General features: G+C 67.0%; 18 protein-coding genes. 8 read left to right on the top strand and 10 right to left on the bottom strand.

Annotation, left to right across the window (positions count from 1 at the left end; all coding sequences use genetic code 11):
* Window positions 1–263 precede the first annotated feature (263 nt).
* Genes ABGB01_RS36355 through ABGB01_RS36365 form a run of 3 tightly spaced genes read left to right on the top strand, consistent with a single transcriptional unit; the run spans window position 264 to window position 13524 of the window.
* Window positions 264–6500: a protein kinase gene (locus tag ABGB01_RS36355; protein ID WP_347778109.1), complete on the top strand. Its 6237-nt coding sequence runs from the start codon at window positions 264–266 to the stop codon at window positions 6498–6500.
* Window positions 6500–9394, top strand: a complete 2895-nt coding sequence (locus ABGB01_RS36360; RefSeq protein WP_347778110.1) for a DEAD/DEAH box helicase — start codon at window positions 6500–6502, stop codon at window positions 9392–9394. The genes ABGB01_RS36355 and ABGB01_RS36360 overlap by 1 nt, the downstream gene beginning before the upstream one ends.
* Window positions 9394–13524, top strand: coding sequence for a DNA methyltransferase (locus tag ABGB01_RS36365; RefSeq protein ID WP_347778111.1), 4131 nt, complete (start codon window positions 9394–9396; stop codon window positions 13522–13524). The genes ABGB01_RS36360 and ABGB01_RS36365 overlap by 1 nt, the downstream gene beginning before the upstream one ends.
* A 202-nt stretch (window positions 13525–13726) precedes the next feature.
* Here the strand turns inward: ABGB01_RS36365 and ABGB01_RS36370 are convergent, their stop codons facing one another.
* The 4 genes from ABGB01_RS36370 to ABGB01_RS36385 all read right to left on the bottom strand — a co-directional run bounded on the left by ABGB01_RS36370 (window position 13727) and on the right by ABGB01_RS36385 (window position 14977).
* Window positions 13727–14140, bottom strand: coding sequence for a hypothetical protein (locus ABGB01_RS36370; RefSeq protein WP_347778112.1), 414 nt, complete (start codon window positions 14138–14140; stop codon window positions 13727–13729).
* Window positions 14125–14331 (bottom strand): hypothetical protein, encoded by a 207-nt coding sequence (locus tag ABGB01_RS36375; protein ID WP_347778113.1) that lies wholly within the window; start codon window positions 14329–14331, stop codon window positions 14125–14127. Before ABGB01_RS36375 ends, ABGB01_RS36370 begins: the two co-directional genes overlap by 16 nt.
* Before the next feature lie 69 nt (window positions 14332–14400).
* Entirely contained in the window at window positions 14401–14682 is a 282-nt protein-coding gene (locus ABGB01_RS36380; RefSeq protein WP_347644029.1) for a hypothetical protein, read from the bottom strand.
* Between the two features lies 1 nt (window position 14683).
* Window positions 14684–14977 (bottom strand): hypothetical protein, encoded by a 294-nt coding sequence (locus ABGB01_RS36385; RefSeq protein ID WP_347778114.1) that lies wholly within the window; start codon window positions 14975–14977, stop codon window positions 14684–14686.
* Between the two features lie 67 nt (window positions 14978–15044).
* Here ABGB01_RS36385 and ABGB01_RS36390 point away from each other — a divergent pair, with 67 nt between their 5' ends.
* Entirely contained in the window at window positions 15045–15296 is a 252-nt protein-coding gene (locus ABGB01_RS36390; RefSeq protein WP_347644031.1) for a GntR family transcriptional regulator, read from the top strand.
* 22 nt (window positions 15297–15318) lie between these two features.
* Here ABGB01_RS36390 and ABGB01_RS36395 read toward each other — a convergent pair whose 3' ends face one another.
* Window positions 15319–15798: an ATP-binding protein gene (locus ABGB01_RS36395; RefSeq protein ID WP_347778115.1), complete on the bottom strand. Its 480-nt coding sequence runs from the start codon at window positions 15796–15798 to the stop codon at window positions 15319–15321.
* Between the two features lie 216 nt (window positions 15799–16014).
* Here ABGB01_RS36395 and ABGB01_RS36400 point away from each other — a divergent pair, with 216 nt between their 5' ends.
* Together ABGB01_RS36400 and ABGB01_RS36405 are read left to right on the top strand one after the other, a co-directional pair.
* Complete coding sequence (locus ABGB01_RS36400) at window positions 16015–16839, top strand: helix-turn-helix transcriptional regulator (protein WP_347778116.1); 825 nt, start codon at window positions 16015–16017, stop codon at window positions 16837–16839.
* Window positions 16826–17047 (top strand): DUF397 domain-containing protein, encoded by a 222-nt coding sequence (locus ABGB01_RS36405; protein ID WP_347621009.1) that lies wholly within the window; start codon window positions 16826–16828, stop codon window positions 17045–17047. The genes ABGB01_RS36400 and ABGB01_RS36405 overlap by 14 nt, the downstream gene beginning before the upstream one ends.
* Before the next feature lie 61 nt (window positions 17048–17108).
* On the opposite strand, the gene ABGB01_RS36410 is transcribed toward ABGB01_RS36405, so the two are convergent.
* From ABGB01_RS36410 to ABGB01_RS36420, 3 genes are all read right to left on the bottom strand, one after another.
* Entirely contained in the window at window positions 17109–17411 is a 303-nt protein-coding gene (locus ABGB01_RS36410; protein WP_347778117.1) for a hypothetical protein, read from the bottom strand.
* Between the two features lie 4 nt (window positions 17412–17415).
* Window positions 17416–17805, bottom strand: a complete 390-nt coding sequence (locus ABGB01_RS36415) for a hypothetical protein (protein WP_347778118.1) — start codon at window positions 17803–17805, stop codon at window positions 17416–17418.
* Between the two features lie 182 nt (window positions 17806–17987).
* Window positions 17988–20042: a DUF6571 family protein gene (locus ABGB01_RS36420; protein ID WP_347778119.1), complete on the bottom strand. Its 2055-nt coding sequence runs from the start codon at window positions 20040–20042 to the stop codon at window positions 17988–17990.
* A 294-nt stretch (window positions 20043–20336) separates the two neighbouring features.
* On the opposite strand from ABGB01_RS36420, the gene ABGB01_RS36425 reads away from it, so the two are divergent.
* Both ABGB01_RS36425 and ABGB01_RS36430 read left to right on the top strand, forming a co-directional pair.
* Window positions 20337–21935, top strand: a complete 1599-nt coding sequence (locus tag ABGB01_RS36425; RefSeq protein WP_347778120.1) for an ATP-binding protein — start codon at window positions 20337–20339, stop codon at window positions 21933–21935.
* Between the two features lie 65 nt (window positions 21936–22000).
* Entirely contained in the window at window positions 22001–24166 is a 2166-nt protein-coding gene (locus ABGB01_RS36430; RefSeq protein ID WP_347778121.1) for a DEAD/DEAH box helicase, read from the top strand.
* Here ABGB01_RS36430 and ABGB01_RS36435 read toward each other — a convergent pair.
* Together ABGB01_RS36435 and ABGB01_RS36440 are read right to left on the bottom strand one after the other, a co-directional pair.
* Window positions 24129–25736, bottom strand: a complete 1608-nt coding sequence (locus ABGB01_RS36435; RefSeq protein WP_347778122.1) for an N-6 DNA methylase — start codon at window positions 25734–25736, stop codon at window positions 24129–24131. The two genes, ABGB01_RS36430 and ABGB01_RS36435, sit on opposite strands and share 38 nt — an antisense overlap.
* 121 nt (window positions 25737–25857) lie before the next feature.
* Complete coding sequence (locus tag ABGB01_RS36440) at window positions 25858–26103, bottom strand: hypothetical protein (RefSeq protein ID WP_347778123.1); 246 nt, start codon at window positions 26101–26103, stop codon at window positions 25858–25860.
* Window positions 26104–26232 lie beyond the last annotated feature (129 nt).

Raw genomic sequence — 26232 nt, forward strand, 5'->3', positions numbered from 1 at the left:
GATTTGAGGGCCTGGGAAGGCAGCTCCGCGGCGCGGGGCCACGCCGAGCGCGACATGCCTCGTTGCCAGGTGATCGCTTGGCCCAAGCGATGGTAATGGCTGTGCGAGTGAGGGAATGGAGCGATCTAATACTGAAATCGGTATGTGACTTCATTTTTATGTGTTGACGCCGTCAACGCAAAGCATATACCGAACTCGACCATCGACGTGTACTCTACGCCGGTGGATGCTTGACCGGTGCGGCGTTGAACAAGGGAGTGCCCGTGAACCCAGACATGGTGGCGGACCGGTTCCGGCTGAAGGGGGCCATCGGCAAAGGCAACATGGGGGAGGTTCACCGCGCCGAGGATCTTCAGGCGCACAAAGACGCCGACAACCGCATGGTCGCGGTGAAGCTCATCCTCAGAAGCCGCCTCGGCATGACCTCCGGCTCCCCGGCCGAGGAGAAAGCCATGCAGCGCTTCGCTCGCGAGGTGCGCATCATGGCCCGGCTCGACCATCACAATCTTCCCAGGACCATCGACGGCGGCATGGACCGTTCCGGCCTGCCGTACCTGGCGATGGAGCTCCTCGATGGCGAAACCCTGCGCGACCTCGTCTCCGAGCACCCCCAGCTGCCCATCTCCTGGGCCGCCGCCCTGGGCGCGCAGATCGCCGACGGGCTCGCGGCAGCGCACTCGGCCGGTGTCATTCACCGCGATCTCAAGCCCGCCAACGTGATGCTGCTGCGCGGCGGCCTGATCAAGGTCCTCGACTTCGGCATGGGCAGGATCATCGGCGACAGCGAGCACATCAAGGTGACGAGCACGGGCGTCACGGTCGGCACGGCCCGCTACATGGCCCCCGAACAGTTCCGCGCCTCTTCCGTCACCCAGGCGGCGGACCTCTACGCGCTCGGCTGCGTGCTGTTCGAGCTGCTCACCGGTGTCCCCCCGTTCCATAGCGAGTCCGCGTACGAGCTGGGCCAGAAGCACCTCCAGGAGGCGCCGCCGCCCGTACGGTTGCTGCGCTCGGACGTGCCCCAGGACGTGGCCCGGCTCGTGGAACGGCTGCTCGCCAAGGACCCTGCCGACCGTCCCGCCGACGCGGTCGCCGTCCGGGAGGCTCTGCTGCCGTTCGCCTCGGGCGAGGACAAGGTTCCGGGCTGGGACGCCTTCGACCCCGTCAACCACCTGGCTGCCAGGCCGGCCGAGCGGCCCGCCGCTCGCGCGGCTGCTCCCGAGCCCCGCCCGGCAGGCTCAGGTATGGACGTCTTCGGCGTGCATCAACGGCTCATCAAGGACTACCGGGCTTTCACCGAAGGCGGCACGATCATCCGTGACGACCGGATCGCGGCCTTCGTCGAGGAGGATCTGGACGGCAAGTCCCAGTGGCCGGACCCGTGGCTGTCGCTGAACCCGTTCTTCAAGTCGGGTGGCACCGTTCTGGAGGCGCATCAGAACGGCATCCTCCACGAGGAGTGCACCCGCATCTTCCAGGTCGGCAAGACCGAGGGGGGCACGGTGTGCGACGGCCGTCCGCTGACGCTGCACCAGCACCAGCTCGAAGCCGTCAGGACCGCCCGGAGCGGCGGCTCGTATGTGCTGACGACCGGCACCGGCTCCGGCAAGTCGCTGTCGTACATCGTGCCGATCGTCGACAAGGTGCTCAAGGACCGCGAAACGGAGGGGGCGGCAGCGCGCAAGCGGGTACGCGCGATCATCGTCTACCCGATGAACGCCCTGGCCAACAGCCAGCTCAACGAGTTGAGAAAGTATCTCACCGACGGCTACGGCGAGGGCAGGGAGCCGGTCACCTTCGCCCGCTACACGGGTCAGGAGGACGAGAGCCGCCGTAAGGAGATCCGCGACAACCCGCCGGACATCCTGCTCACCAACTACGTGATGCTGGAGCTGCTGCTCACGCGGCCGGAGGACCGCCGGTCGCTCATCAAGATGGCCGAAGGGCTGGAGTTCCTGGTCTTCGACGAGCTGCACACCTACCGCGGCCGGCAGGGCGCCGACGTCGCCCTGCTCATCCGCCGGGTCCGGCAGGCGTGCCGCGCCGAGCGCCTGCAGTGCATCGGCACCTCGGCGACCATGGCAACCGAGGGCACGGCCGAGGATCGCCGCGAGGCGGTCGCCCGCGTCGCCACGACGCTCTTCGGCACCCCGATCACCCCCGAGAACGTGATCGGTGAGACGCTCGTGCGCGCCACGGAGGAGCCGCCGGATACCGTGCCCGTCGAACGGCTGACCGCTCCGGGCGCTCCACGCGCCTATGACGACCTCGTCAGGGATCCGCTGGCCCGCTGGATCGAGACCCGCTTCGGCCTGGCCGTCGACGAGGAGGGCCGGCTGGTCCGGCAGAAGCCGGCCAAGATCGAGGACGCCGCGGCCGAACTCGCGAAACGCAGTGGTCTGGGCGCGCAGACGTGCGCTGAGGCGATCAGGGCCACGCTGAAGGCAGGCTCGGAGGCCAGGCACCCGGTCACGGAGCGTCCGCTGTTCGCCTTCCGGCTGCACCAGTTCCTGTCCAAGGGCGACACCGTCTACGTCACCCTGGAGGACGCGCAGAGCCGTCACATGACCCGCGACTACCAGCTCTACCAGCCGGGTTCCGGCGGCAAGATCCTGCTGCCGCTGGCCTTCTGCCGCGAGTGCGGCCAGGAGTACCTGACCGTGTGGCGCACGGAGAAGGACAACAGCATCGTGTACGGTACGCGCCCGGAAACCGCTGCCACGGCGGGCCGCGCCGGAGACGGCTATCTCTACATCGACTCCACCCGGCCCTGGCCGTCCACCGTTGAGGAGATGGTCGCCCGCCGCCGCCTGCCCGAGTCGTGGCTGGAGTACGACGAGCAGGGCGGGGAGATCGTGCGCGACTCCTACCGTCCCAGGGTCCCGCGATCGGTGACCGTCGACCCGTACGGCGTCGAAGGGCGCGGCGAGCTGAAGGCCGCCTTCATTCCCTCGCCGTTCCTATTCTGCCTGCACTGCGGGGTGAGCTACGAGCAGGTCCGTGGCAAGGATTTCGCCAAGCTGGCCCGGCTCGACCAGGAGGGCCGCTCTTCCGCCACGTCGCTGGTCTCCGCCTCGATCGTCCGATCGCTCAAGGAGGTGCCGGCCGAGGCGCTCGACAAGAGGGCCCGCAAGCTGCTGACCTTCGTCGACAACCGGCAGGACGCCTCCCTGCAGGCGGGACACTTCAACGACTTCGTCCAGATCACGCAGCTGCGCAGCGCGCTCTTCCACGCGGCCAGGGCGGCGGGCGAGGGGGGCATCCGGCACGAAGATCTGGCCTCCCGGGTGTCGGAGTCGCTCGGCCTGGCCGTGACCGACTACGCCAGAGGCGACGACCTGGCGCCGTCGATGGCCGCTCGCGCCGCCAAGACGCTGCGTGACGTGATCGCCTTCCGCCTCTACCTCGATCTGGAGCGCGGTTGGCGGGTCACCATGCCCAACCTGGAGCAGACCGGCCTGCTGGTCATCGACTACGCCGACCTCGACTGGCTCTCCGCCAACGACCAGCGGTGGGAGGCGGCGAAGCATCCGGCGCTGCGGCAGGCCGAGGCCGGGCGCCGTGCGGAGATCATGCGGGCGCTCCTGGACGAGATGCGCCGTGCGCTGGCCATCGACGTCGAGTATTTCCGCGAGGACTTCGACAGCCTCCAGCGCGCCAGTGAGGAGCGGCTGATCGAGCCGTGGCGGCTGGCCGAAGGCGACAGGCCCAAGGTCGGCACGGCCTACCCGCAGGGCTCGCGGCCGGGCATCGACCGGTCGGGCCTGTTCCTGTCCGGGCGCGGCAAGTTCGGTAAATATCTCAGGCGGCTGCACTTCCCGAAGCTGTCCATCGACGACACCCAGCAAGTCATCGTGGACCTGATGAAGGTGCTGGCCACAGCCCAGTTGCTGACGACGGTCGAGGCCGCGCCGCAGCGGGCCGGCTGGAGGCGCCGTCCCGCCGGCCCGCCGATCACCGGCTACCGGGTCTCGGCCGCCTGTCTCCTCTGGCGGGCGGGAACGGGCGAGACGGGCTGCCATGACCCGCTGACCCGCACCTACGCCAGCGGCGACGGTCCCCGGGTCAACGTCTTCTTCCGCGACCTGTACCGCGACACGGCCGCCGCCCTGGCCGGGCTGTCGGCCCGCGAGCACACCGCTCAGGTCTCCCCCGAGGAACGGGAACGGCGTGAGGACGCCTTCCGCCGGGCGGATCTGAAGCTCCTCTACTGCTCCCCCACCATGGAGCTGGGTGTGGACATCTCCGAGCTCAACGCCGTGATGATGCGGAACGTGCCGCCCACGCCCGCCAACTACGCCCAGCGCAGCGGCCGAGCGGGCCGGTCGGGCCAGCCCGCGCTGGTGACGACCTACTGCGCTACCGGCAACAGCCACGACCAGTACTATTTCCGCCGCTCCGAGCGCATGGTCGCGGGAGCGGTGGCGCCGCCGCGGCTCGACCTGGCCAACGAGGACCTGGTCCGGTCGCACGTCAACGCCATCTGGCTGGCAGAAGCCCGGCTCAAGCTGGGCAACACGATCCCGGGCATCATCGACCTGAGCTACGACGAGAACGTCCGCCGTCCCGACCCCGCGCTGGCGCTGCACTCCACCATCGACGCCGACATCCACGAACCGGCAGCCCAGCGGCGTGCCGTTGCCGCTGCCCGCCGGGTGTTCGGCGGGGTGCTGGCCGACTTCGCCGAGACCACCTGGTGGCACGACGAGTGGATCGAGGAGCAGGTCCGTCGCGCCCCGGAGGCGTTCGACCGGGCGTTCGACCGCTGGCGCGACCTGTTCCGCGCCGCCCTGGTCGACCAGGCGGAGCAGAACCGGCGCCGGCTCGACCACACGCTCACCGAGCGCGACAGGAAGATCGCGGAAAGCCGCCGCAAGCAGGCCGAGACCCAGCTCGACCTGCTCAAGAACGAGAGCGTGGACAGCAAGTCGGTGTTGTCGGACTTCAACCCCTACCGCTATCTCGCCAGCGAGGGGTTCCTGCCCGGCTACTCCTTCCCGCGCCTGCCGCTGGCCGCCTACATCCCGACGGTCGGCCGCCGCTACGGCGACGGAGACTATCTGCAGCGGCCCCGTTTCCTGGCCATCCGCGAGTTCGGCCCCGGCGCGCTCATCTACCACGAGGGTTCGCGCTATCAGGTCGAGCGGATCCAGCTGCAGCCGGACGCCTCGGGCGATGTGATCACCACCGACGCCCAGCGCTGCGCCTCCTGCGGCTACCACCATGACATCAGTGAGCGGGCCGACCGATGCCAGATGTGCGACCAGCCCCTGGGCGAGACCACGCGCGCACTGCTCCAGCTCCACACCGTCTACACCAAGCGCAGGGAGCGGATCTCCTCCGACGAGGAAGAGCGGCGCCGGGCGGGTTTCCGGCTGGTGACGTCCTACCGGTTCAACGACCACGGCCGCCGCACCGGCCGCCGGGACGCGATCGTCGGCGACCCGGCCGGGAAGATCGCCACGCTGTCGTTCGGCGACTCGGCCACCGTCCGCATCTCCAACCTGGGCCGGCTGCGCGCCAAGAAGGACGAGCCGGACGGCTTCTGGCTCGACCCGGCCGACGGCCGCTGGCTGAACGAGCGCGAGGCCTCCGAGGCGTCCGGTGACTCCAGAGAACTGCCGGTCGTGGACGCCGACGGCAACGAGAAGCGGCAGCGCAAGCGCGTCATCCCGTATGTCCAGGACACCCGTAACATTCTGGTGCTCAAACTCGATGAACCCTTGCCCGCGCCGGTCGCGCTCTCCCTCATGTACGCGCTCGAACGCGGCATAGAAGCGGCCTTCGAGCTGGAGGACTCCGAGCTGACGAGCGAGTTGCTGCCGCCGGTCGAGGGCCCTCGGGACCGGATGCTGTTCACCGAGGCCGCCGAGGGCGGCGCCGGCGTGCTGCGCCTGATGCAGTCCGAGCCGCGCGCCCTCGCCCGCGCCGCAGCGGAGGCGCTGGCGATCTGCCACTTCGCTCCCGACGGCGCCGACCTCTGCCACGCGCGCTCCGACCGGCCGTGCGCCCGGGGCTGCTACGAGTGCCTGCTCACCTACGGCAACCAGCTCGACCACGCCGCGATCGACCGGCACTCGGTCCGCGATCTGCTGCTGCGCCTGGCCGGCGCCGAGGCCAGGACGACCGGACGGGGCGAGAGCCGCACCGAGCAGCTGGCCCGGCTGGTCGGGCAGTCCGAGAGCACGCTGGAAGGCGACTTCGTGACCTGGCTGAAGCAGCAGGGCCTGCGGCTGCCCGACGAGGCGCAGACCTTCGTCACCGAGGCGCTGGCCCGCCCCGACTACGTCTACCGGCTGCCCGGCGTCAAGGTGGCGGTCTTCGTCGACGGCCCGGTCCACGACCACGCGGTGGTCGCCGAGCGGGACGCCGAGGCGGAGGAACGCCTTTTCAACGCGGCCTGGGACGTGATCCGCTTCCCCCATGACGCCGACTGGGCGGCCATCGTGGCCCAGAACGAGCGCTACTTCGGCACCCTGACGACGCGAGGAAACGCCTGATGCCCGCCTACTCCCCCGGTTCGCTCGTCTCCGCGCGCGGCCGCGACTGGGTCGTGCTCCCCGAGAGCGCTGATGACCTGCTGGTACTGCGCCCGCTGGGCGGCTCCGACGACGACGTCGCCGCCGTCTTCCCGGCGTTCGAGGACGTGGGCAGCGCGCGGTTCGCCCCGCCCTCCCCCAAGGATCTGGGCAACCAGCGCGACGCCGGGCTGCTCCGCTCGGCGCTGCGCATCGGTTTCCGCTCGGGTGCCGGGCCGTTCCGTTCGCTGGCCGGGATCGCGGTCGAGCCGCGCGCGTACCAGCTGGTGCCGCTGATGATGGCGCTGCGCCAGAAGACGGTGCGCATGCTGATCTCCGACGACGTCGGCATCGGCAAGACCGTCGAAGCCGGCCTCATCGCCGCCGAGCTTCTCGCACAGGGCGGCGCGGAGCGCCTGGCTGTGCTCTGCTCGCCCGCCCTGGCCGAGCAGTGGCAGGAGGAGCTGCGGACGAAGTTCGGCATCGACGCCGAGCTGGTGCTGGCCTCGACCGTCTCCAAACTGGAACGCGGCCTGGATCTGGGCCAGTCGCTGTTCGACCGGCACCCGAACGTGATCGTCTCTACGGACTTCATCAAGTCGACCCGGCACCGCGACGACTTCGTCCGGCACTGCCCCGACCTGGTCATCGTGGACGAGGCGCACACCTGCGTGGCGGCTGACGACGCCGCCGCGTCGACCCAGAACCAGCTCCGCTACGAGCTGCTCCAGCGCGTGGCCGACGACGCGGGGCGGCACCTGCTGCTGGTGACCGCCACCCCGCACAGCGGCAAGGAGAGCGCGTTCCGCAACCTGCTGGGGCTGATCAGGCCGGAGCTCGCCACCGTCGAGCTCGACTCGGAGGCCGGGCGGCGGCTGCTGGCCCAGCATTTCGTCCAGCGCAAGCGGGCCGACGTGCGGCAGTTCCTCACCGTGAACGACGGCCTGGCCGACGACAGCCTGCGTGAGGACACCTCCTTCCCGTCCGACCGCCACTTCAAGGACGAGACGTACCGGCTCTCGCCCGCGTACCGGGCGCTGCTCGACGACGCGATCGCCTACGCCGGCGAGCGCGTGTCGGCGGCGGGCGAGCGCGGCAAGCGGGAGGCGCGCATCGCCTGGTGGTCGGCGATCGCACTGCTGCGCTCGCTGGTCTCCTCTCCTCGCGCCGCCGCCCAGACGCTGCGCACCCGCTCGGCCGCCGCGGTCGCCGCCACCGCCGAGGAAGCAGACCGGCTGGGCGCGCCGCTCACCAGCGACGCCGCCGACAGCGATGCCATGGAGGGGCTCGACGCCGCTCCGGGAGCGGAGATCGACGGGGCGGGAGCGCGGCTGGCGCACCTGGCCGACCGGGCGGCCGAGCTGGAGGGGCCGGACCAGGACCGCAAGCTGGCCGCCCTGGTCAAGCACCTCAAGGCGCTGCTCGCCGACGGCTACAACCCGATCGTCTTCTGCCGCTACATCCCCACGGCCGAGTACGTCGCCGCGCACCTGGACGGCAAGCTGGGCAAGAAGTCGGTCGTCAGGTCCGTCACCGGCACGCTGTCACCCCAGCAGCGGCTGCAACGCATCGAGGAGCTGGCCGACGAAGCCGGCGACGACGGCGCCGCCCGCCGGGTACTCGTCGCCACCGACTGCCTGTCGGAGGGCGTCAACCTGCAACACCACTTCGACGCCGTCGTCCACTACGACCTGGCCTGGAACCCGACCCGGCACGACCAGCGCGAGGGCCGCGTCGACCGCTACGGCCAGAAGAAGGACACCGTCAGGGTCATCACCCTGTACGGCAGCGACAACGGCATCGACGGCAAGGTGCTCGAAGTCCTCATCAAGAAGCACCGCCAGATCCTCAAGGACCTGGGCATCTCCGTCTCCGTCCCGGACGCCGCCTCCACCGGGGTGACGGACGCGCTCGTCGAGTGGCTGCTGATGCGCGACCAGCGCCCGGACCAGGAGGCGCTGTTCGGCCTGGAGGAGCTCGACAGGAAGGCGGAGGAGCTGGAGTCGGAGTGGAACTCGGCCGCGGAGCGCGAGCGCACCTCCCGCTCCCGCTTCGCCCAGCGCTCCATCCACCCGGAAGAGGTCGCGCGCGAGGTCGCCGCGATCCGCGACACCCTGGGCCGGTCGGACGAGGTCCACGATTTCGTCCGGTACGCCCTGCCCGCCCTCGACGGCGTGCTGCGCGGCGACGGCCCCGGTGACTTCACGGCGGACGTGAGCGGGACCCCGGCCGGGCTGCGGGACGCGCTCGCGCCCGTCGTCGGCGGCGACGCCGTCGAGCTGGGCCGCGCCATCCCGTTCCGGGCCACGGCGGCCGTGGCACGCGGCGAGGCGGCGCTGGTGCGCACCGACCCCGTGGTCGGCGCGCTGGCAGGATACGTGCTCAACACCGCGCTGGAGAGCGACCGCAACGGCAAGCGGGCGGCCAGGCGCTGCGGCGTGATCCGCACCAACGCCGTGGCCACCCGTACCACGCTGCTGCTGGTGCGCTACCGCTTCCACCTCACGCTGCCGTCCCGGTCGGGCGAGAAGCAGCTCGTCGCCGAGGACGCCCGGCTGCTGGCCTTTCAGGGTTCGCCGGCGGGCGCCGGGTGGCTGCCGGACGAGGAAGCGCTCAAGCTGGTCGAGGCGAGCGCCGATGACAACACCGATGCGGTGTTCGGCGAACGCACCATGGCCCGCGTGCTCGACGGCCTGCCCGCCACCGCCGACCATCTCAGGGAGTACGGCAAGCGGCTCGAAGCCGAGCTGCACGACTCCCACCGCCGCGTCCGCAGCGCCTCGGGCGAGATCATCCGTGGCCTGGACGTCACCGTGCAAGATCCCGCCGACATCCTCGGCGTCTACGTCTACCTGCCCGCCGGAGGGGTCGCCTGATGTCCGCCGTCACCCGCAACCAGGTCTTCTCCGCCGTCCACACGGTCGGCGGCCTCCTCCCCTCCGACATCCTGATCCGGATCTCGGAGGGCAAGGGCGTGCCGGGCTGCCTGCCCGCCGACTACAAGGTGTACGGGGCCCGCTCGGTGCGTGATGACGCCGAACGGCACTGGGACTATCTCAAGTCGGTGTGGAAGGAGCTGCGGGGCACGCTTCCGGTCGCGCCTGAGGCCGCCGCCCCGGCCGACCCCACCGGTGTGGCGATCTCGCAGTGGCTCGCACCGCTCTTCGCGGAGTGCGGCTACGGCGACCTGACCGCCAACGGCGCCGCCGGCATGCCGTCCGACGACGGCGGCAAGACCTTCGCGATCAGCCATCGTTGGAACCATGTCCCGATCCATCTGATCGCCTGGAACGCCGATCTGGACAAGCGCGCAGGGGGCCTGATCCCGGCACAGTCGCTGGTGCAGGAGTTCCTGAACCGGACCGAGGCTCACCTGTGGGGCGTGGTCACCAACGGCCGGCGGCTGCGCCTGCTGCGCGACTCCAGCGCGCTGGCCACCGCCTCCTACGTCGAGTTCAACCTTGAGGCGATCTTCGACGGCGAGCTGTTCAGCGAGTTCGTCCTGCTGTACCGGCTGCTGCACTACTCCAGGTTCAAGGTCGAGGAGAACGAGGCGCCTTCGGCCTGCTGGCTGGAGAAGTGGCGTGTGGAGGCGATCGCGTCCGGCACGCGGGCCCTGGACAGCCACCGCGACGGCGTTCAGAGGGCCATCACGGCTCTGGGCACCGGCTTCCTCAAGCACCCGGCCAACGAGCGGCTCCGCGCAGAGCTGGACGTGCACACGTTCCACGCCGCGCTGCTCCGGCTGGCCTACCGGCTGATCTTCCTGTTCGTGGCCGAGGACCGCGACGCCCTCCACCCGCCGGGCACCAGCGAGCAGACCCGCGAGCGTTACGAGAAATACTTCTCCTCCGCACGCCTGCGCCGCCATGCCCTCCGCCGGCGCGGCACCTCACACACCGACCTCTACCAGGCCCTGCGGATCGTCCTGGACTCCCTGGGCGACGAGAACGGCCGCCCTGAGCTCGGCCTGCCCGGTCTGGGCGGGCTCTTCGACGACACAGGGGCCGACGCCCCGCTGCGGGGTGCGGCGCTGGCCAACTCCTACCTTCTGGAAGCGATCCGGCACCTCGCCCGGGTCAAGGACGACGGCTCGACCCGCTGGCGGTCCGTCGACTACCGGAACATGGGCGCCGAGGAGCTGGGCTCGATCTACGAGTCACTCTTGGAGCTGGTGCCCAAGCACAGCGCCGTCGACCGCACGTTCGAGCTGGTCAACCGGCTGGGCAACGACCGCAAGAAGACAGGCTCGTACTACACGCCAAGCTCGCTGATCGAGACCCTGCTCGACTCCACTCTCGACCCGGTCATCGACGACGCGCAGAAGCGCGGCGAGGCCAAGGCGGCGGCTGCGGGCTCGCCCGACCCGGCCGATCACATCGTCGCGGAGTTGCTCTCGCTGACCGTCTGCGATCCGGCCTGCGGGTCCGGCCACTTCCTGGTGGCCGCCGCGCGCCGGATCGCCAAGCGGGTCGCCGCCATCCGCGAGGGCAACCCGGAGCCGACGCTGGATGCCGTACGGCATGCGTTGCACGAGGTGATCGCCCGCTGCGTCTACGGCGTAGACCTCAACTTGATGGCGGTCGAGCTGGCCAAGGTGTCGCTCTGGCTGGAGGCCCTGGAGCCGGGCAAGCCGCTCGGCTTCCTGGACGCCCACATCAAGCACGGCAACGCCCTCATCGGGGCGACGCCCGCACTGATGCGGGACGGCATTCCGACCAAGGCGTTCAAGGCGGTCGAAGGAGACGACGAGAAGTACGCGAGATTCCTGGGCAAGCAGAACGAGCAGGAGCGCGCCGGTCAGGGCGGCCTGTTCGAGCTGAGCTCGGACGGCAAGGTCGCCAACACGGCCTTCGCCGCCGGCCTGCGCCGGATCTCCACCGCGCCATCCGACAATCTGCAGCAGGTCCACGCCCAGGCTGCGGAGTATCAGGCTTGGGAGAGTTCACCGGAATACCTGGACGCGCTGCGGGTGGCGGATGCGTGGTGTGCGGCATTCATGTGGCACAAGACCAAGGACGCGCCACCTGCGATCACGCACAACGTCTTCCGCAGGCTCCAGGACCCAGACGGGGATCCCGTCCCGGACGCGACCCTGAACGAGATCGAACGGCTGCGTGAGGAGTACCGCTTCTTCCACTGGCACCTGGCCTTCCCGGACATCTTCACGGTCCCGGAACACGCGACAGGCGATGCGAACTCGGGGACCGGCTGGGCTGGTGGCTTCACTTGCGTACTGGGAAATCCGCCGTGGGACAAGCTCGACTTCGAGGACAAGAAGTATTTCAGCGTGGTCGAGCCATCGATTGCGGCCATCTCCGGTATAGCGCGCCGTACAAAGATTGCCCAATGGACGACGGAGAACTCCGACGCTGGCGAAGAATATTGGGCCGCACGCCGCCGAGTGAAGTCGACTTTCCTTTTCGCCAGCGGGTCTGGAATGTTCCCTTTCTGTGCCAAGGGTTTGTCGGCCAAAGGGGTCACAATGCTCCAAATTGACCAGCTTTTTGCCGAGCGTTTTTCCTCGATTGTCACCTCTCAAGGCCGGACCGGCTGCATCATCCCCACCGCAATCGCCACCAGCGCAGGCGCACAATTCCTATTCGGCAACCTCGCTCGGCGCGGCGCAATTTCATCTTTGTATGACTTCGAGAACCGAAAGCCGATTTTCGTCGGCGTGGACTCCCGCTACAAGTTTTGTCTGCTTTCGATGACTGGACAAGGCATGCGCGAACCAGCGGCGAGGTTCGCCTTCTTCCTACTGGATGCTACCGACCTAGACGACACCGGTCGCACCTTTAAGCTGAGCCCGGACGAGATCACACTCCTCAGCCCTAATACCGGGAACCTTCCTATTTTCAGGTCGCGCCGCGACGCCGACCTTACTGTCGCGATATATCGCCGCCTTCCTGTACTTTGGGATGAGTCCAAAGAAAAAAATAACCCTTGGAATATCGATTTCGTGCCGACGCTCTTCCATATGACCGATGACTCGGACATATTCCGAACACGAGCTCAACTGGAGGCCGACGGCTGGGAGCTACTCGGAAATATTTTCACACGAGACGATGAGCGAATGCTGCCACTATACGAGGCGAAAATGGTCAACTTTTTCAACCATCGCACCGCCGACGTCATCAAGAGCGAAACTGCGGTTAATCGGCAGAATCAACCACGCTATTTGACCCAAAGCGAGCTCCAGAACCCAAACCGGTTTGCACTTTCGCTAAACTGGGTCGTCGATAAAGGGGTGGTCCCCACACGCCGCAAAGATAAGGATGTCGAAATCCCAGGCGTCTCGGTACGTCTGGATGGCCTGAAATGGGATAACGAGTGGCTTTGCGGCTGGTGCGACGTTACCTCGTCAACCAACGAGCGCACGGCCACACCTGCATTCATTCCACGAACCGCCGTAGGACACACTTTCCCACTGATGCTTCCACACGTCCCGCCGACGCTTACTGCAGCGCTCATCGCTGCGCAAAGCTCTCTGATCTTCGACTTTGTTAGCCGACAGAAGGTGGGCGGTATCCATATGGCTCTCATGACTTGGAAGCAGCTTCCAGTTCCTACGCCGGACATGCTGCAACTACACACCGCCTTCCTCGTGCCTCGGGTTCTCGAATTGGTATATACCGCTCATGATATGGTCTCACTCGCTTGCGACCTCGGAGATTTGGGCGCGCCGTTCCGATGGAGCGATGACCGACGCGCACAGATCCGGGCCGAGTTGGACGCCTACTTCTTCCACCTCTACGGGATCGCCCACGACGACGTGGAATACGTCTTGGAGACCTTCCAGTCCGAGACCGGCGGGCTCAAGAACAACGAGATCGCCAAGTACGGCACTTACCGCACCAAGGACCTCGTCCTGGCCGAGTACGATCGCATGGCCACGGCGGGGCTCAGCCTTGACACCCCGCTCATCGACGGTGAGAAATACGCTTCAACCCTTACTCCCCCGCCCGGCTACGGCCCCCGCCACGCCGGACCACCGAATGCTTAGGCACTCCAGCGACCCGAGGATGTCTCGCGGGACTGTCCCCTTGACCCGTACAGCTCAGCAGGACTGTGAACCCGATATCCCAGACCGGTAAGCAATTTACGAATAGTGCAGCTGACGCTGTTATCGTCGAGGTAAAACTCAGGCGGCGTGGCCCACGAGGATGCGGGCGGCGGTCCGGACGTCTTCGATGGTGACTCCGAGCTCATCGGCGATCACCTCGAAATCCTCCCCCCGCCCTCACCATGGCGGCGACATCCGCCACACGGGTACGAGACTCCTCGAAGATGGGTTGCCCGAAGGCTCGCAGCGGATCCACGATGATGTTCGAAGGCGTCCAGTGGCGCAGGCGAAGCATCGCAGGGTAGCCGTCCTCCGCGCGCACGAGGTACTGCAGGTAGTCGGTCACGATTTCGCGGATCACCTGCTGTCCGGCGCTGCCCTCGATCAGCCCTTCCCCTTCCGGAGAAGTCCTCGAGAAGTCCCAGAGGACATCGATGCCGTCCGGGGCGAGTTCCGGGGCGACGAGAACATATTCTCCGAACTCGCGCTGAAGACGTTCCAACGCGGGACGGATCTTGCGCGGCTTCACCCCCGCGGCCCTCAGCGCGTCCAGCACATATGCCTCCGCCATGGCCACAAAGGAACGGTGGCCATCCGATGCTCGGCGGGCTGAGGAAAGACGTGCAGCAGGGGACGGCTTCGTTCGTAGCCGCGCGCCCAGTGGTTGAACGTCTGCTGCGGGATGCTGAGGAAGCGGCCGGCTTCGCTCTGGTTGAGCAGGCCGTTCCGAGTCTTGACGTCGTCCATGCCGCGCACCCCCCTTCATGGCTGCTGTCACTCACCCCTCCGACCGTCCTGACGGTGATTCCGCCTGGATCAGCGGGCTTCCCCGTTCAAGATCTGGTCGAAGGTGCGCCTGGCGTTCGCAGTCGACGTCCACACGGTTTCGTGGACCGTCTTCTTCTGGCGGTCGGAACGGCGAACGAAGCCGAGGCCGGCGGCGGCACACAGCTCGTACGTCGTAACGCGACATTCACAGGTGTGCGACATCACCCGGATGCGCGGCGTCCGAGAAACGGGGGCGTACCAGGTCAACTTGACGTGCCCAGTCAGCGGCGGCTCAACGTGCGGGCCGTGGAAGTCGGGGATCGCCGCCATGTCACGCGGTCCTTCCCTCGAAGATCTCGACGAGGTTCTTCAGGGCTAGATTGACGCGGTCCATGACGAGGTCGCGTGCATGACCGCCACCCGAAGGCAGCCGGTAGCCGTGCTTCTCCAGCATGGCCTGGACATCCGCAACGAGGAGAGGTGAGAAGCGCAGGTCCATGGCCGATCTGGCCAGTTGTCCGGAAACTTCCATATCCGACGCAACATCCAATCTTGACGGCCGCCCGGCAGGCGCCCCGCGAACGTGATAAACGGATCCCACGTCAAGCACGTACAGCACGTCCATGACGTACAACCTGTCCTGCACGTACCGAGCGTAATAGCCATACATGCACGTCACTAACGTGTAGAGCGTGAAAGTCGACCAGCTTGACCCAACGCCGATCTACGAGCAGCTCGCGCGGATCATCAGGGATAAGATCAAGGCCGGCGACCTGGAAGAGCGGCAACTCGTACCCTCCGAGACCTCACTGCAGCAGGAGCACGGCATCGCACGCGGTTCCGTCCGGCGTGCCATGGAACTCCTCCGCGAGGAAGGGTGGGTGATCACCATCCAAGGGCGGGGCACGTTCGTGGCACCCCGGGGAACCTGGCCCCAATCATGATGTGATGCGCAGGTTGTAAAGGTCAGGGGTCGTCGTGCCACATGGACCTTCTGTCAAGTTCTCGGCGTGCCACCGTATGGACCTGGACAGGTAGCTCGAACCACACGATCCGGCCGAGCCAGCGCCGTCTGACGCCCCATTTCGTCGCCATGGCTGCCAGCAGATGGAGTCCGCGACCGCAAGAGCCGAGGGGGTCGGCACGCAGTCTCGGCCCTGACCACCACCCTTGATCCACGACCTCGACACGGGCTTGGCCTGCGCCGAGCAGCATGCGGACCCGGAAGGAACCGCGTCCCCAGCGACCCGAGACGGTGTGCTTGATCGCGTTGGCGGCGAGTTCGCTGGCCAGCAGCCGCACGTCGTCCAGAAGGTCGTGGTCGTCGGCGGTCTCCGGCAACTCCATAACGAGCCAGCTTGCGATATATGTCCGCACATCGCGGACTATCTCGGGGCACCCAGGAAACCGCATCTCGCCAATTATGCGCATACCTGACATTTCCATCACCTACCTTCCCGTTTTGTTCGCTTTGCCACGTGCCACGGGCCGCTCTACTCGACTTCTGCGATGGGAATACGCGGATCAACGAATCTCCGGCGGCCATTCCCAACCTTGCCCACCAGGCGCTAGATTTTTCTGCGAAACAATCCCAGAGCAATCCCAGACTTCAACTGGCACCAAGCCAGAAAGACTGGAATGGACGTGGCCACGGGAGAATAGATGCCAGCCCCCAAAGAACTGGACCCGACCGCCGGCCCGGCGGCACGCTTCGGCGCCGATCTACGCAAACACCGATATGCCGCTAAATTGACTCAGGCCGAGCTCGCCGACCGCATCGGCTACAGCAAGAGCCGCATCGGTAACGTGGAACGCGGCGACGAGAATCCCACGCGCGAGCTGATCGAGCTCTGCGAGCAGGCGCTGGGCCTTGACGGTGCCCTGCTCACCCACTGGCCCGCCATCAGCGGCAACCGGATGCCTGACTGGTTCCGGCAATGGCCACCGATCGAGAGGAGGGCCCATCAGCTCACCACCTGGGCTCCGCTCATCGTGCCAGGGTTGGTGCAGACTGAGGAGTACGCTCGCGCGATCTTCGAGGGCGAGCCTCATAGCACTCCGCAGCAGGTCGAGGATGCCGTCAGGGCGCGAATAGAGCGGCAAGCCATATTTGACCGGCCGAATCCCACTCAATTCCTCGCTGTCGTGGACGAGGGCATCCTGTATCGTCCGATTGGAGACGAACACGTGACCCGCCGTCAGCTAGAACACCTGATCGCCCTGGCCGAGAGCAAGTGGTTCACCGTCCAACTTCTCCCGTATGCAGCCCGGTGTACGGCAGTGCTGGTCGGCTCCGCTCTCTTGGCACTGGAGAACGGAGTGCCGATCGCCGCCTACGTCGAATCAGCCGTCCACGGTCGCGTCGTTGACTCCTCCGACGAGATCAAGCGACTCGTGGACCGACTGGAGCTCATTCGCAGCGCGGCGCTCCCTGGGTATCTGTCGGTCCAGCGGATCAAGGAGAGAGTGCAACGTGGCGTTGAATGAGGAAGTCGCAAGGGAGATCGCCAGTCCAGCCGGGTGGATCACCGCATCGAGCGGTCAAGGCGGTGACTGCCTGGAGGCCAAGCATCTGTCGGACGGACGCGTCGCCTTGCGCGACACCGAGCAACCGGACGCCGAGCCGTGGGTTGTCCGTCGAGCGGTCTGGGACAAGTTCATAGCCGGGGCCAAGAACGGCATCTTCGACTTCTAGCGTGCCCCGCGGAACTTGATCGTTTCCGGGGGGTCGCCCGGAGAGAGAGCCGCAGCGAAACTCAGGCGAGCCCGTACTTTCGCCTGATCAAGGCGGCCTCCTCCTCGGGCACCTCGGTTGGCGTACGGCTCAGCGCCTGACGCAGCTCGTCCATGATCGCTTGCCCGGATGCCCGGGCCTGGGAGCTGAACTGGGCGAGCTGCGCGTCGAACTGCTTGGCGGCCGGCCCGGTCCAGACCTTGCCCGAACGGAACATCCGGCACGGCCGGTCAACATCGGCGTCGATCTGCTCGATCATCGAGCCGACCGTACGAACGGCCTGCTGGAGCGCCTCGTACAGCGGGTTGCGCACCATCGCGGCCATCGGCTCAGTCCTTGGTCTTCTCAGGAGCGGGGGTCGCGTTGAGGATCAGCTTCGGCGCGACCAGCTTCATCATGGCCACCACATCGGCCGCGTTGTCCCGCCCTTTGACTCCTCGCACTAGCTCTACAATCACGCGGTCGTACCCATGCACCAGTATCGCGGCGGCCTGGGTGTTGTCGGCACTGCCGTCTTGGAAGTAGAAACCGACTGCGCCAGGAACAATATCTGGCAGGCGCTTAGCTCCCTCACGGATACGGTACTCCACTTCTTCCTTCGACCCAGCAGGGGACAGCGTGACATCCAGCACCTTCGGCTTTTTGCCGGTCGATTGATACACGAAGCATCCGCCAGAACCCGAGCCTTCGTTCTCCGACGTTTTGAAGCGCCCGCTCACAATGGGATCATGCACACCTGTCATGAGGCGTACCGCGTCGAGAGGGATGTGGTCACAAATATAGGGTGGAGTTGCTATCGATGGGAGTAGCGCCTTGTTCGCCGAAGGCGTCTCCTGCTGCTGACATGCAGATAGCAGAGCTAATACGCTAAGCATCACAGCAGAGAACGCAGACGACATCCTCATGACGGCTTGTACTCCGAGAACCCTCTCTCGAAGCCCGCATCCAGATTGTCGGCGACCTTCTCCCAACGACCTCCGGCAAGCCCTTCATTGAGCCATCTCTCGTAGGCCTGGAGTCGCGGATGAACTCCTCCGCTGTAGGGAGCCATCTCCCGTCGCTCCATCAGCGATCTCTCGTCTTTCAGGAAGTTGTGAGGAGATTTCTGAGGATCTTCCCCTTTCTCCAACTCCGGCAGGGAACTCCACGGGTGTGTGGCGGCGGCAGATTTTGCTTCGCCAAACAGCCCATGCTTCAGCATGGCATCCACCGTGATCTGATAGGATAAAAATCTGGCCTTGTCCTTTGCCGTGTTGGCATCATGAACCGCCTTGTTCTGATTCTTGTCAGCTTTGGCGGAGTCTTCGATCAGGCTAGTCCATGCACCTATGGTTCCAGCGGTCACAGCCCAGGCAGCAGCCTGAGGAATCGCGAGTCCAGTATTGACCGCCGCCATGAAGATCTTCATATTCCGCTCCTGACTTTCATCTAGCTTTTTCCCTTTTTCGATCGCGGCCAACCCGCTCGCATCAGTAATCAGCCCGAAGCCTGCACCGATCTCTTCGGCATTTACTTGAAGCGTCCTGTCACCCTCACCGCCCGCTGCCTGCGCTGCGCCGTGGTCGAGCATTTTCTTTGCCCACGCAGTCTGTGCCGCCGCGATAGCCGCCAACGCCTTCGGATCATGCTTGAACGCATCCTCCATGACCACGCGCACATCCTGCTTCTGGAGCTGCGCACCCCACACCTGATCCTCTTTCGGGATATGAATACGATTCGCTTTGAACACGGGAGAGTCATCATCACTGGCCGCCGAGGCGACGCGGTTTACGTCGCTGATGTAAGTAGCCAGGATTCGTGCCGCAGTGCCTGTGGTGGCGTAGGAAGGTCCTTCGGTGCCGGCCAGCACCCGCTGAGCCTCCCAATGGATGAAATCTGAGGCGATCGCGGCCGAGATGAATCCCGGCGATGGTTCCTGGGATGAGCCGTCACGGTCGCGGTACGTCATCGTCGCCGCCTCCAGCGCCTTGCCGAACGCCGCCCCGTCGTCGTACATCGGTCGTTCGGTGACGTAGCGCTTCATGATGCCGGGGTCGCCGGCGAAGAAGTCCTGGGCCGCCTTGGGGTCGTTGGCCAGCGCCCTCATGACCCCGATCATCGGATCGTGCGGATTCCCGGCCAACGCCGGGTCTTTCCAGGTCTTCCGGTCCAAGCCGTCCAGGGTCTTGGCCACCGCCACCAGAAAGTCCCGGTCGTACTTCCCGTACGGAAGCAACTCCGCGAGCGCGTGCTGATCCACCGGCACCCGCAGCCCGCCCAGCAGTTCCTTCCGCCAGGACGTGCTCAGCCGCGAGCTGGCCGAGCCGAGCGCCCTGCCCAGCGCCGCCTGCACCCGTTGCTTCCGCTCATCCTTCTGGTACGTCAGCGCCGCCATGAGGTGGCGGAACTTCTGCGTCCCGAGCGCGTACATCAGCGACGTGGCAAACCCCGCGTCACCCGCACGTTTCTCCAGCTCGGCGACGGTCTTCTCGTCCACTTCGCCGTTGCGGTCGAGCTTGCCCAGCTTGACCGCCGCCGCGTACTCGTCGGCGTCCCCGGAGGCGGCGGCGTACAGACCCTCATCGAACGGTTTCATCCCACCGGCCCCCGCCGCGTCCCACTCCGAGTTCGCCGCCTGGATCGTCTCGTTGCGGCTGCGTAACTCCGGCCGTTTCGCGCCGATCCAGTTGCCCAGCTCGCGCAGCGCGTTCAGCCGCGAGGTGTCCAGATCGAGATCCTGCAACGTACGCCGGATCCTCGGCTCGTGCCTGCCGAGCGTGGTCTCCGCCTGGCCGAGGTCGCGCTCGAAGTCGTGCATCAACTCCGGATCGATCCCCGAATACCCCCAGTCGGGCGGCTGCGCGACCGCGGGCGGGGTCAGGGAAGGAGGCGCCGGGGTCTCGTCCGCCCGGGCCGGAGGCTTCACTGGTGGCTGCTCAGGCGACGGCTGCGGGATCGGCGACGGCGGGGTCGTCATCACAGCTCTCCGGCATGGTCGAGAACAACCGGATTATCCCCCAGCCCAGGAACCCCCGTAAGCGGCGCATAACAGAACAGCATGGTCATCCCCGGCCTCAGACGCGCAGACGCCAGGATGTACGCAGAGCGGCACCCAAAAGGTTCACCGCCACACCTTCCCGACCACGGCCAGAAACCCGACGGGAGAGGCCGCTCAAGTCGGGTCGAGAGCCGCACGCGCACGCTCAACGACCTCCGCCGTCTCGACGCGGAATCCCGCATTCGGTACAGCACGTGATGGCAGAATGTGACCATGCGGCCACCCCGAGCGAGATACTTCAACACCACCGGCCCCTGCGGCCCTCAGCACCACTACATGCTGCCTCCCGCGCAGCGGCTCCCCCAGGCACGCGAGCTCATCGACATGGACCGCTACTTCGTGCTGCACGCACCCCGGCAGACCGGCAAGACCACCACTCTGGACACCCTGGCCACCGAATTGAGCGCCGAGGGCAACACCGCCGCCCTGATGTTCTCCTGCGAGCGCGCCAAGGCGGCCGGCGACGACTACGCCGCCGCGGAGTCGCTGCTGCTGGATGCCCTCCGCGAGGCCGCCGAAGAGTCGGGATGGCCGGAGGAACTGCTGCCGCCGGACACCTGGCCGCAGGTCACACCGGGCGCCCGGTTCGGCTCGGCGCTGAGCGAGTGGTGCCGCCGCAGCCCACGCCGCGTGGTGCTGTTCCTCGACGAGATCGACGCCCTGCAAGGCAACAGCCTGGTCAGCATCCTCAGCCAGCTCCGCCACGGCCACAACACGCGGCCGAAGGGCCATCCGTTCCCCGCGTCCGTCGTGCTGTGCGGGTTGCGCAACCTACGTGACTACAAGGTCGCCTCGGGCGGCGACCCCGGCCGGACGAACCCGGCCAGCCCCTTCAACATCATCGCCGAGTCACTGCGCCTGAGCGACTTCACCACCGACCAGATCACCGAACTCTACGGCCAGCACACCCAGGCCACCGGCCAGGAGTTCACCAAGGACGCCGTGGACCGGGTCTTCGAACTCACCCAGGGCCAACCCTGGCTGGTCAACGCCCTCGCCCACGAGATCACCGTCAAGATGGGGGTGACCGGCGCCATCACCGCCGGGCAGGTGGAAGAGGCCAAGGAGCGGCTGATCAGAGCGCGAGCCACCCACCTGGACACTCTCGTGGCCCGGCTGCACGAGCCCCGGGTCAAGCGAGTGATGGAACCCGTGGTGGCCGGAGCCTTCCCCGACGTCGACCCCACCTTCTCCGACGACCTGTCCTACGTCCGCGATCTGGGCCTGATCAAGCAGAAACCCCCGCTGGAGGTGGCCAACCCGATCTACCGGGAGGTCATCCTGCGAGTGCTGGGAGCCCCGTCGGAACAGTACGTGATGGCCGATCCGCGCAGCTTCGTCCTGCCGGACGGCCGGTTCGACCTGCCGCGCCTGTTGCAGGAGTTCGTCGTGTTCTGGCGCGAGCACGGCGAAGTCCTCATCCGCCAGGAGGGCTACCACGAAGCCGCCTGCCAGATCATCCTCATGGCCTTCCTCCACCGCCTCGTCAACGGCGGCGGCCACCTCGACCGCGAATACGCCGCCGGCACCAAACGCCTCGACGTACTGATCCGCTGGCCCTACGCCGGCCCAGGCGGCGAACGGCTCATGCAGCGCGAGGCCATGGAGCTGAAGGTCTGGCGGGCGGGCAGGGACGACCCATTGCGCGAAGGTCTCGATCAGCTCGACCGGTATCTCGACCGGCTCAGCCTCCCCACCGGCGTACTGGTGATCTTCGACCGCCGCCCCGAAGCCCCATCCTGGAAGAAACGCGGCGGCTTCGAGCAGGCGACCACACCGTCCGGCCGCCAGGTCACCGTCCTACGTGTATGACCGTAGATTTCGTGAACGGCTCAGCCGTACCCTGGTGATCCACTACTCACCCCGGGAGGCCCCTCGTGCCGCAGCTCGCCTTCGCCAGCACCTTCTGGGAGAGCTACGACGCCCTGGAGAAGGACGTCAAGGCGGGGGTGCGCAAGGTGATGCAACGGTTCCAGGAGCTCACCGTCGACCAGCTCCACGGTAAGAAGGGCGTGCACCTGGAGTCCGTCGCGCAGGCCAAGGATCCGCGGATCCGGACCGTCCGGGTCACCGGCTTCTGGCGCGGCGTCGTGCTGGCCCCCGACGACGGCAGTGATGTCTTCCTGCTGCTGAACATCCTGCCGCACGACGACGCCTACGACTGGGCGAAGAAGCGCCGGATCAGCATCAACAGCGCCACCCTGGCACTGGAGGTGCGCAACGTGGTGGCCATCGAGGAGCTCACCCCCGCCTTGGAGAAGGCCGCTTCCCAGGCGCCGGAGCTGCTGTTCGCCGGCTTCTCCGACACCGTGCTGCGCGACCTCGGCATCGACGACCACTTGCTGCGTCCCGTACGGACCATCATCGACAAGACCCAGCTGGAGGCCTTCGCGAGCCTGTTCCCCGAGGACCAGTTCGAGGTGCTTCAATATCTCGCCGAGGGCTTCACGCCCGAGGAGGTCTACCGGGACGTGGTCGCGGAACGCCGGCCTGCCGGCGACCAGGCCGGCGAGCCGAGCCTGGAGATGGCGATCGCCAACACCATGAGCCGGATCACGCTGGTCACCGGGCCGCAGGAGCTGGCCGACATCCTGGACAAGCCGTTCGCGGCGTGGCGGATCTTCCTGCATCCGTCGCAGCGGCGGGTCGCCTACCGCCCTTCCTTCAACGGGTCGGCGCAGGTGACGGGTGGTCCTGGTACGGGCAAGACGGTGGTCGCCCTGCACCGGGTCAAGCACCTGCTCTCCCGCTCCCCGGAAAGCCGCATCCTGCTCACCACCTACACCACCGCGCTCGCCGCGTCGCTGCGGGAGAACCTCACCCTGCTCCTCGACGACCCCCAGCAGCTGGCGCGCGTGGACGTCACCACGGTGAACGCCTTCGCCTACCGGATCGTCCGCGAGCTGGCCGGCCGCGTCCCGAACATCATCGGCGACGCCGACGAGCGGCAGATCTGGCGGCGCATCGTGCGCCGTCTCGACCTGCCCTGGAACGAGCAGTTCCTGCATCAGGAGCACCGGCACGTCGTCCTTGCCCAGCGTGTGGCCACCTGGGCGGAGTACCTGCGGGCGAGCCGGCGAGGCCGTGGCACGGCGCTCGGGCCGCGCCAGCGGGAGCGGGTGTGGCAGGCGATGGAGGAGTTCGCCGCGGAGTTGCGTACCGCGGGCGTCAGCACCCATCTGCAGATCTGCGCCGAGGCCACCCGCCTGCTCGGCGGTTCCAACCTCAAGAGGCACGGCTTCGACCACGTGGTCGTCGACGAGGCACAGGATCTGCATCCGGCTCAGTGGCGGGTGCTGCGCGCGGCCGTGCTCGACGGGCCCGATGACCTCTTCGTCACCGGTGACCCCCACCAGCGGATCTACGACTCCAAGGTGTCGCTCGGCGCTCTCGGCATCTCTGTCGCGGGGCGGAGCAGCCGGCTGCGCATCAACTACCGCAGCACGGCCGAGATCCTCGCATGGTCGGCCAGGCTGCTCGACGACTCCCTGGTCGAGGACCTCGGAGGTGACGGCAGCGACAGTCTCGCCGGCTACCGGTCGCTGCTGCACGGCAAGCAGCCCCGCAGCACGGGGTTCCCCGCCGAGCAGGCCGAGGTGACAGCGGTCGTGGAGCGGGTGAAGGAGTGGATCGGGCAGGGCGTCCGCCCGGGCGAGATCGCCGTCTGCACCCGCTTCAACATCCTGCTGGACAAGGTCCGCGACCGGCTGAAGGCGGCGGGCGTGCCCGTGGTCAAGGTCAGGGATCAGCCCGCGGCCGACACCGACGCCGTCCGGCTGGCGACGATGCACGCCATGAAAGGGCTGGAGTTCCGCTGTGTCGCGGTGGCAGGGGTGACAGCGAGCGCCGTGCCGTTCTCGAAGGAGATCACGCCTCCGCATGTGGATCGGATCCAGCACGACAGCGACATGCTCAGGGAACGCTGCGTGCTCTTCGTGGCGTGCACGCGGGCCAGGGAGGCGCTGCATGTGTCGTGGAGCGGGACACCGAGCCCGTTCCTGCCGGTCACTCCTCCGTCGGAGGGCGCAGAGCGCCGCTGGTGAGACCTTCACGTGCCAGCGCGGCCGCCCGTTCGCCCAGTGCGGCGAGCTCTTTGACGCGGTGCTCGAACGCTTCGAGCGCCCGGAACACCTGCCCGTAGAGTCGTTGGTCCTCAATGGACATCTGCGGGATGCGCGCGCCTCGGACATCGGCGCGGAAGCTGCCGCTGGCGCTTGTCGATCGCCTGATGTTGGCGCTGCTGCGCACGAACCCTTGCACATAGGCGTCATCGAGCTGATCGCTGGTGGGCAGGGCCCGGCCCTCGGAGACGTCGACGAGCCCCGCCCTGGCCAGGTCGGCCACCGTGATCGTGGCGCCGTCGAGAGAGCCGGGCCCTGAGGCGAGAGGCGGCAACAGCTCCAGCAGGTTCTGGAGCCGGCTCGCGAGCGCTTGCCTGGCGGACGAGTACTCCGCCACATGATCGGTGTGAGAGGCCGCGACATAGTTCGCGGGTGTGAGGTCCACCTCCTCATCTAGGAGATCAACCAGCTGTACGTCCACAACCTGATCTGGAGAGGGTTCGAACGGGCCGTCCGGGTCGTTGGCCGTCAGGTCCACCATGCGGATCGAGGATCCGACGTCGTCGGGGGACACAGGCCTGCTCAGTTGCCACAGATGAACGGGCTGGGCATGGGACGTCACCATTCCCGCGGGCAGGGCGACCACGTCGGTGAGAATGCCGCGCCGTACGACCTCGGCACGGATCCGGCGGCCCGCCTTACGGTAGGCGACCGAGGCGGGCATCACGATGATCACCCTGCCCCCCGGCGCCGCGTGCGCGTAGCAATGCTGGAGCCAGGCCAGCTCGCTCTCGGCGCGGGTGGGCGGCCCCAGCTCCCACCGGGCGTCCAGCAGCAGCTCTTCGCGGCCCCAGTCGCGCACGTTCGTGGGCGGGTCGCACACCACGAGGTCAGCGCGGAGGTCCGGCCACTGGTCCGCCCGCAGGGCATCCCCTACCCTGATCGCCACATCATGGAGTCCCGCGAGCTTCGCCCGATATTCGGTGAGCCGCGCCGCCGACGGGTTGACCTCCTGCCCGGCCAGGGTGTCTCCGAGGGCGATGAGCAAGCTGCCGATGCCGCATGCGGGGTCGAACACCGTGCCCTTCACCGAGCCCGCGAAGTGTTTGACCGCACGAATCAGGCGAGGAGCCGACACACGGTCTGAGCCCGTGGCGGAGTTGATGAAGCGTTCGGTGAGCCCGGCGAGCGCTTCGGCCGGCGAGCTCTCTGCGGCGTACTGCTCCAGCAGCGGCTTAATCTCGTCGTCCAGGGACTCCGAGTGTCCGGTGACGAACAGCTGAGCGGCATCCGCGAGAGCGCGGATCATGTCACTTCCGTACACATCACGCAGGCCCTGCCAGGCCAGCACCTCGCGCGAAACCTCAACGCGCTTGCGGTGCCGATCCAACCACAGGCTCACCTCGGACATCGAGAAAAGGGGACTGCGCGGGCCGCCGCTGACCGGCGCGGGAAAGTCGTCATACCTTCTGCGCCAGTTGGAGACCGCCGCCCGCGTCACTCCGGCCAGCCGCGCGATCTCTGCGGCTGAGACCGGGGACTCCGCGTTCATGGCTGTAACAGTACACGAACAATCAGACGTCAATCGCAGCAGCAATTTGACGTTGTTAACACAGACTCCTGCGGCCTGACTGTCTGTGGCCGCCCTGCTAACCGGACGCGATATACCGGATTCAGACTCCAGGCAGGGTTTTCTTCACTTTCTTCTTGGGCGGGATGACAGGGCCTGACGGGACCTCACCGATCACCTTGCGCGCCAGCTCGGTCCACTGCGGCACGTCCACCCCGTCGAGGTTGTCCGTGGTCAGGATCAGCGAGCCTTCATGCACGGAGCCATCTTCGACGGGAAGGATGCCGCCGCTGCGGTACCAGGCTTCCTTGCGCTCCCACGTCTGCCTGTAGGCTGGACTTTCGATCATGCCTAGTGCTGTGACCGGAAACGATCACCGGGTTGAGTGACAGGTTTCAGGCGGCCGGTGCGAGGGGTCTGCCTCCCCAGCGGATGCCTTTCTCGCTGCGGATGCGGGCGCGTTCGCGGCGTTGGGCGG

The organism is Nonomuraea sp. B5E05 (genome assembly GCF_039880665.1).
In the GTDB taxonomy this organism is placed as follows: Bacteria; Actinomycetota; Actinomycetes; order Streptosporangiales; family Streptosporangiaceae; genus Nonomuraea.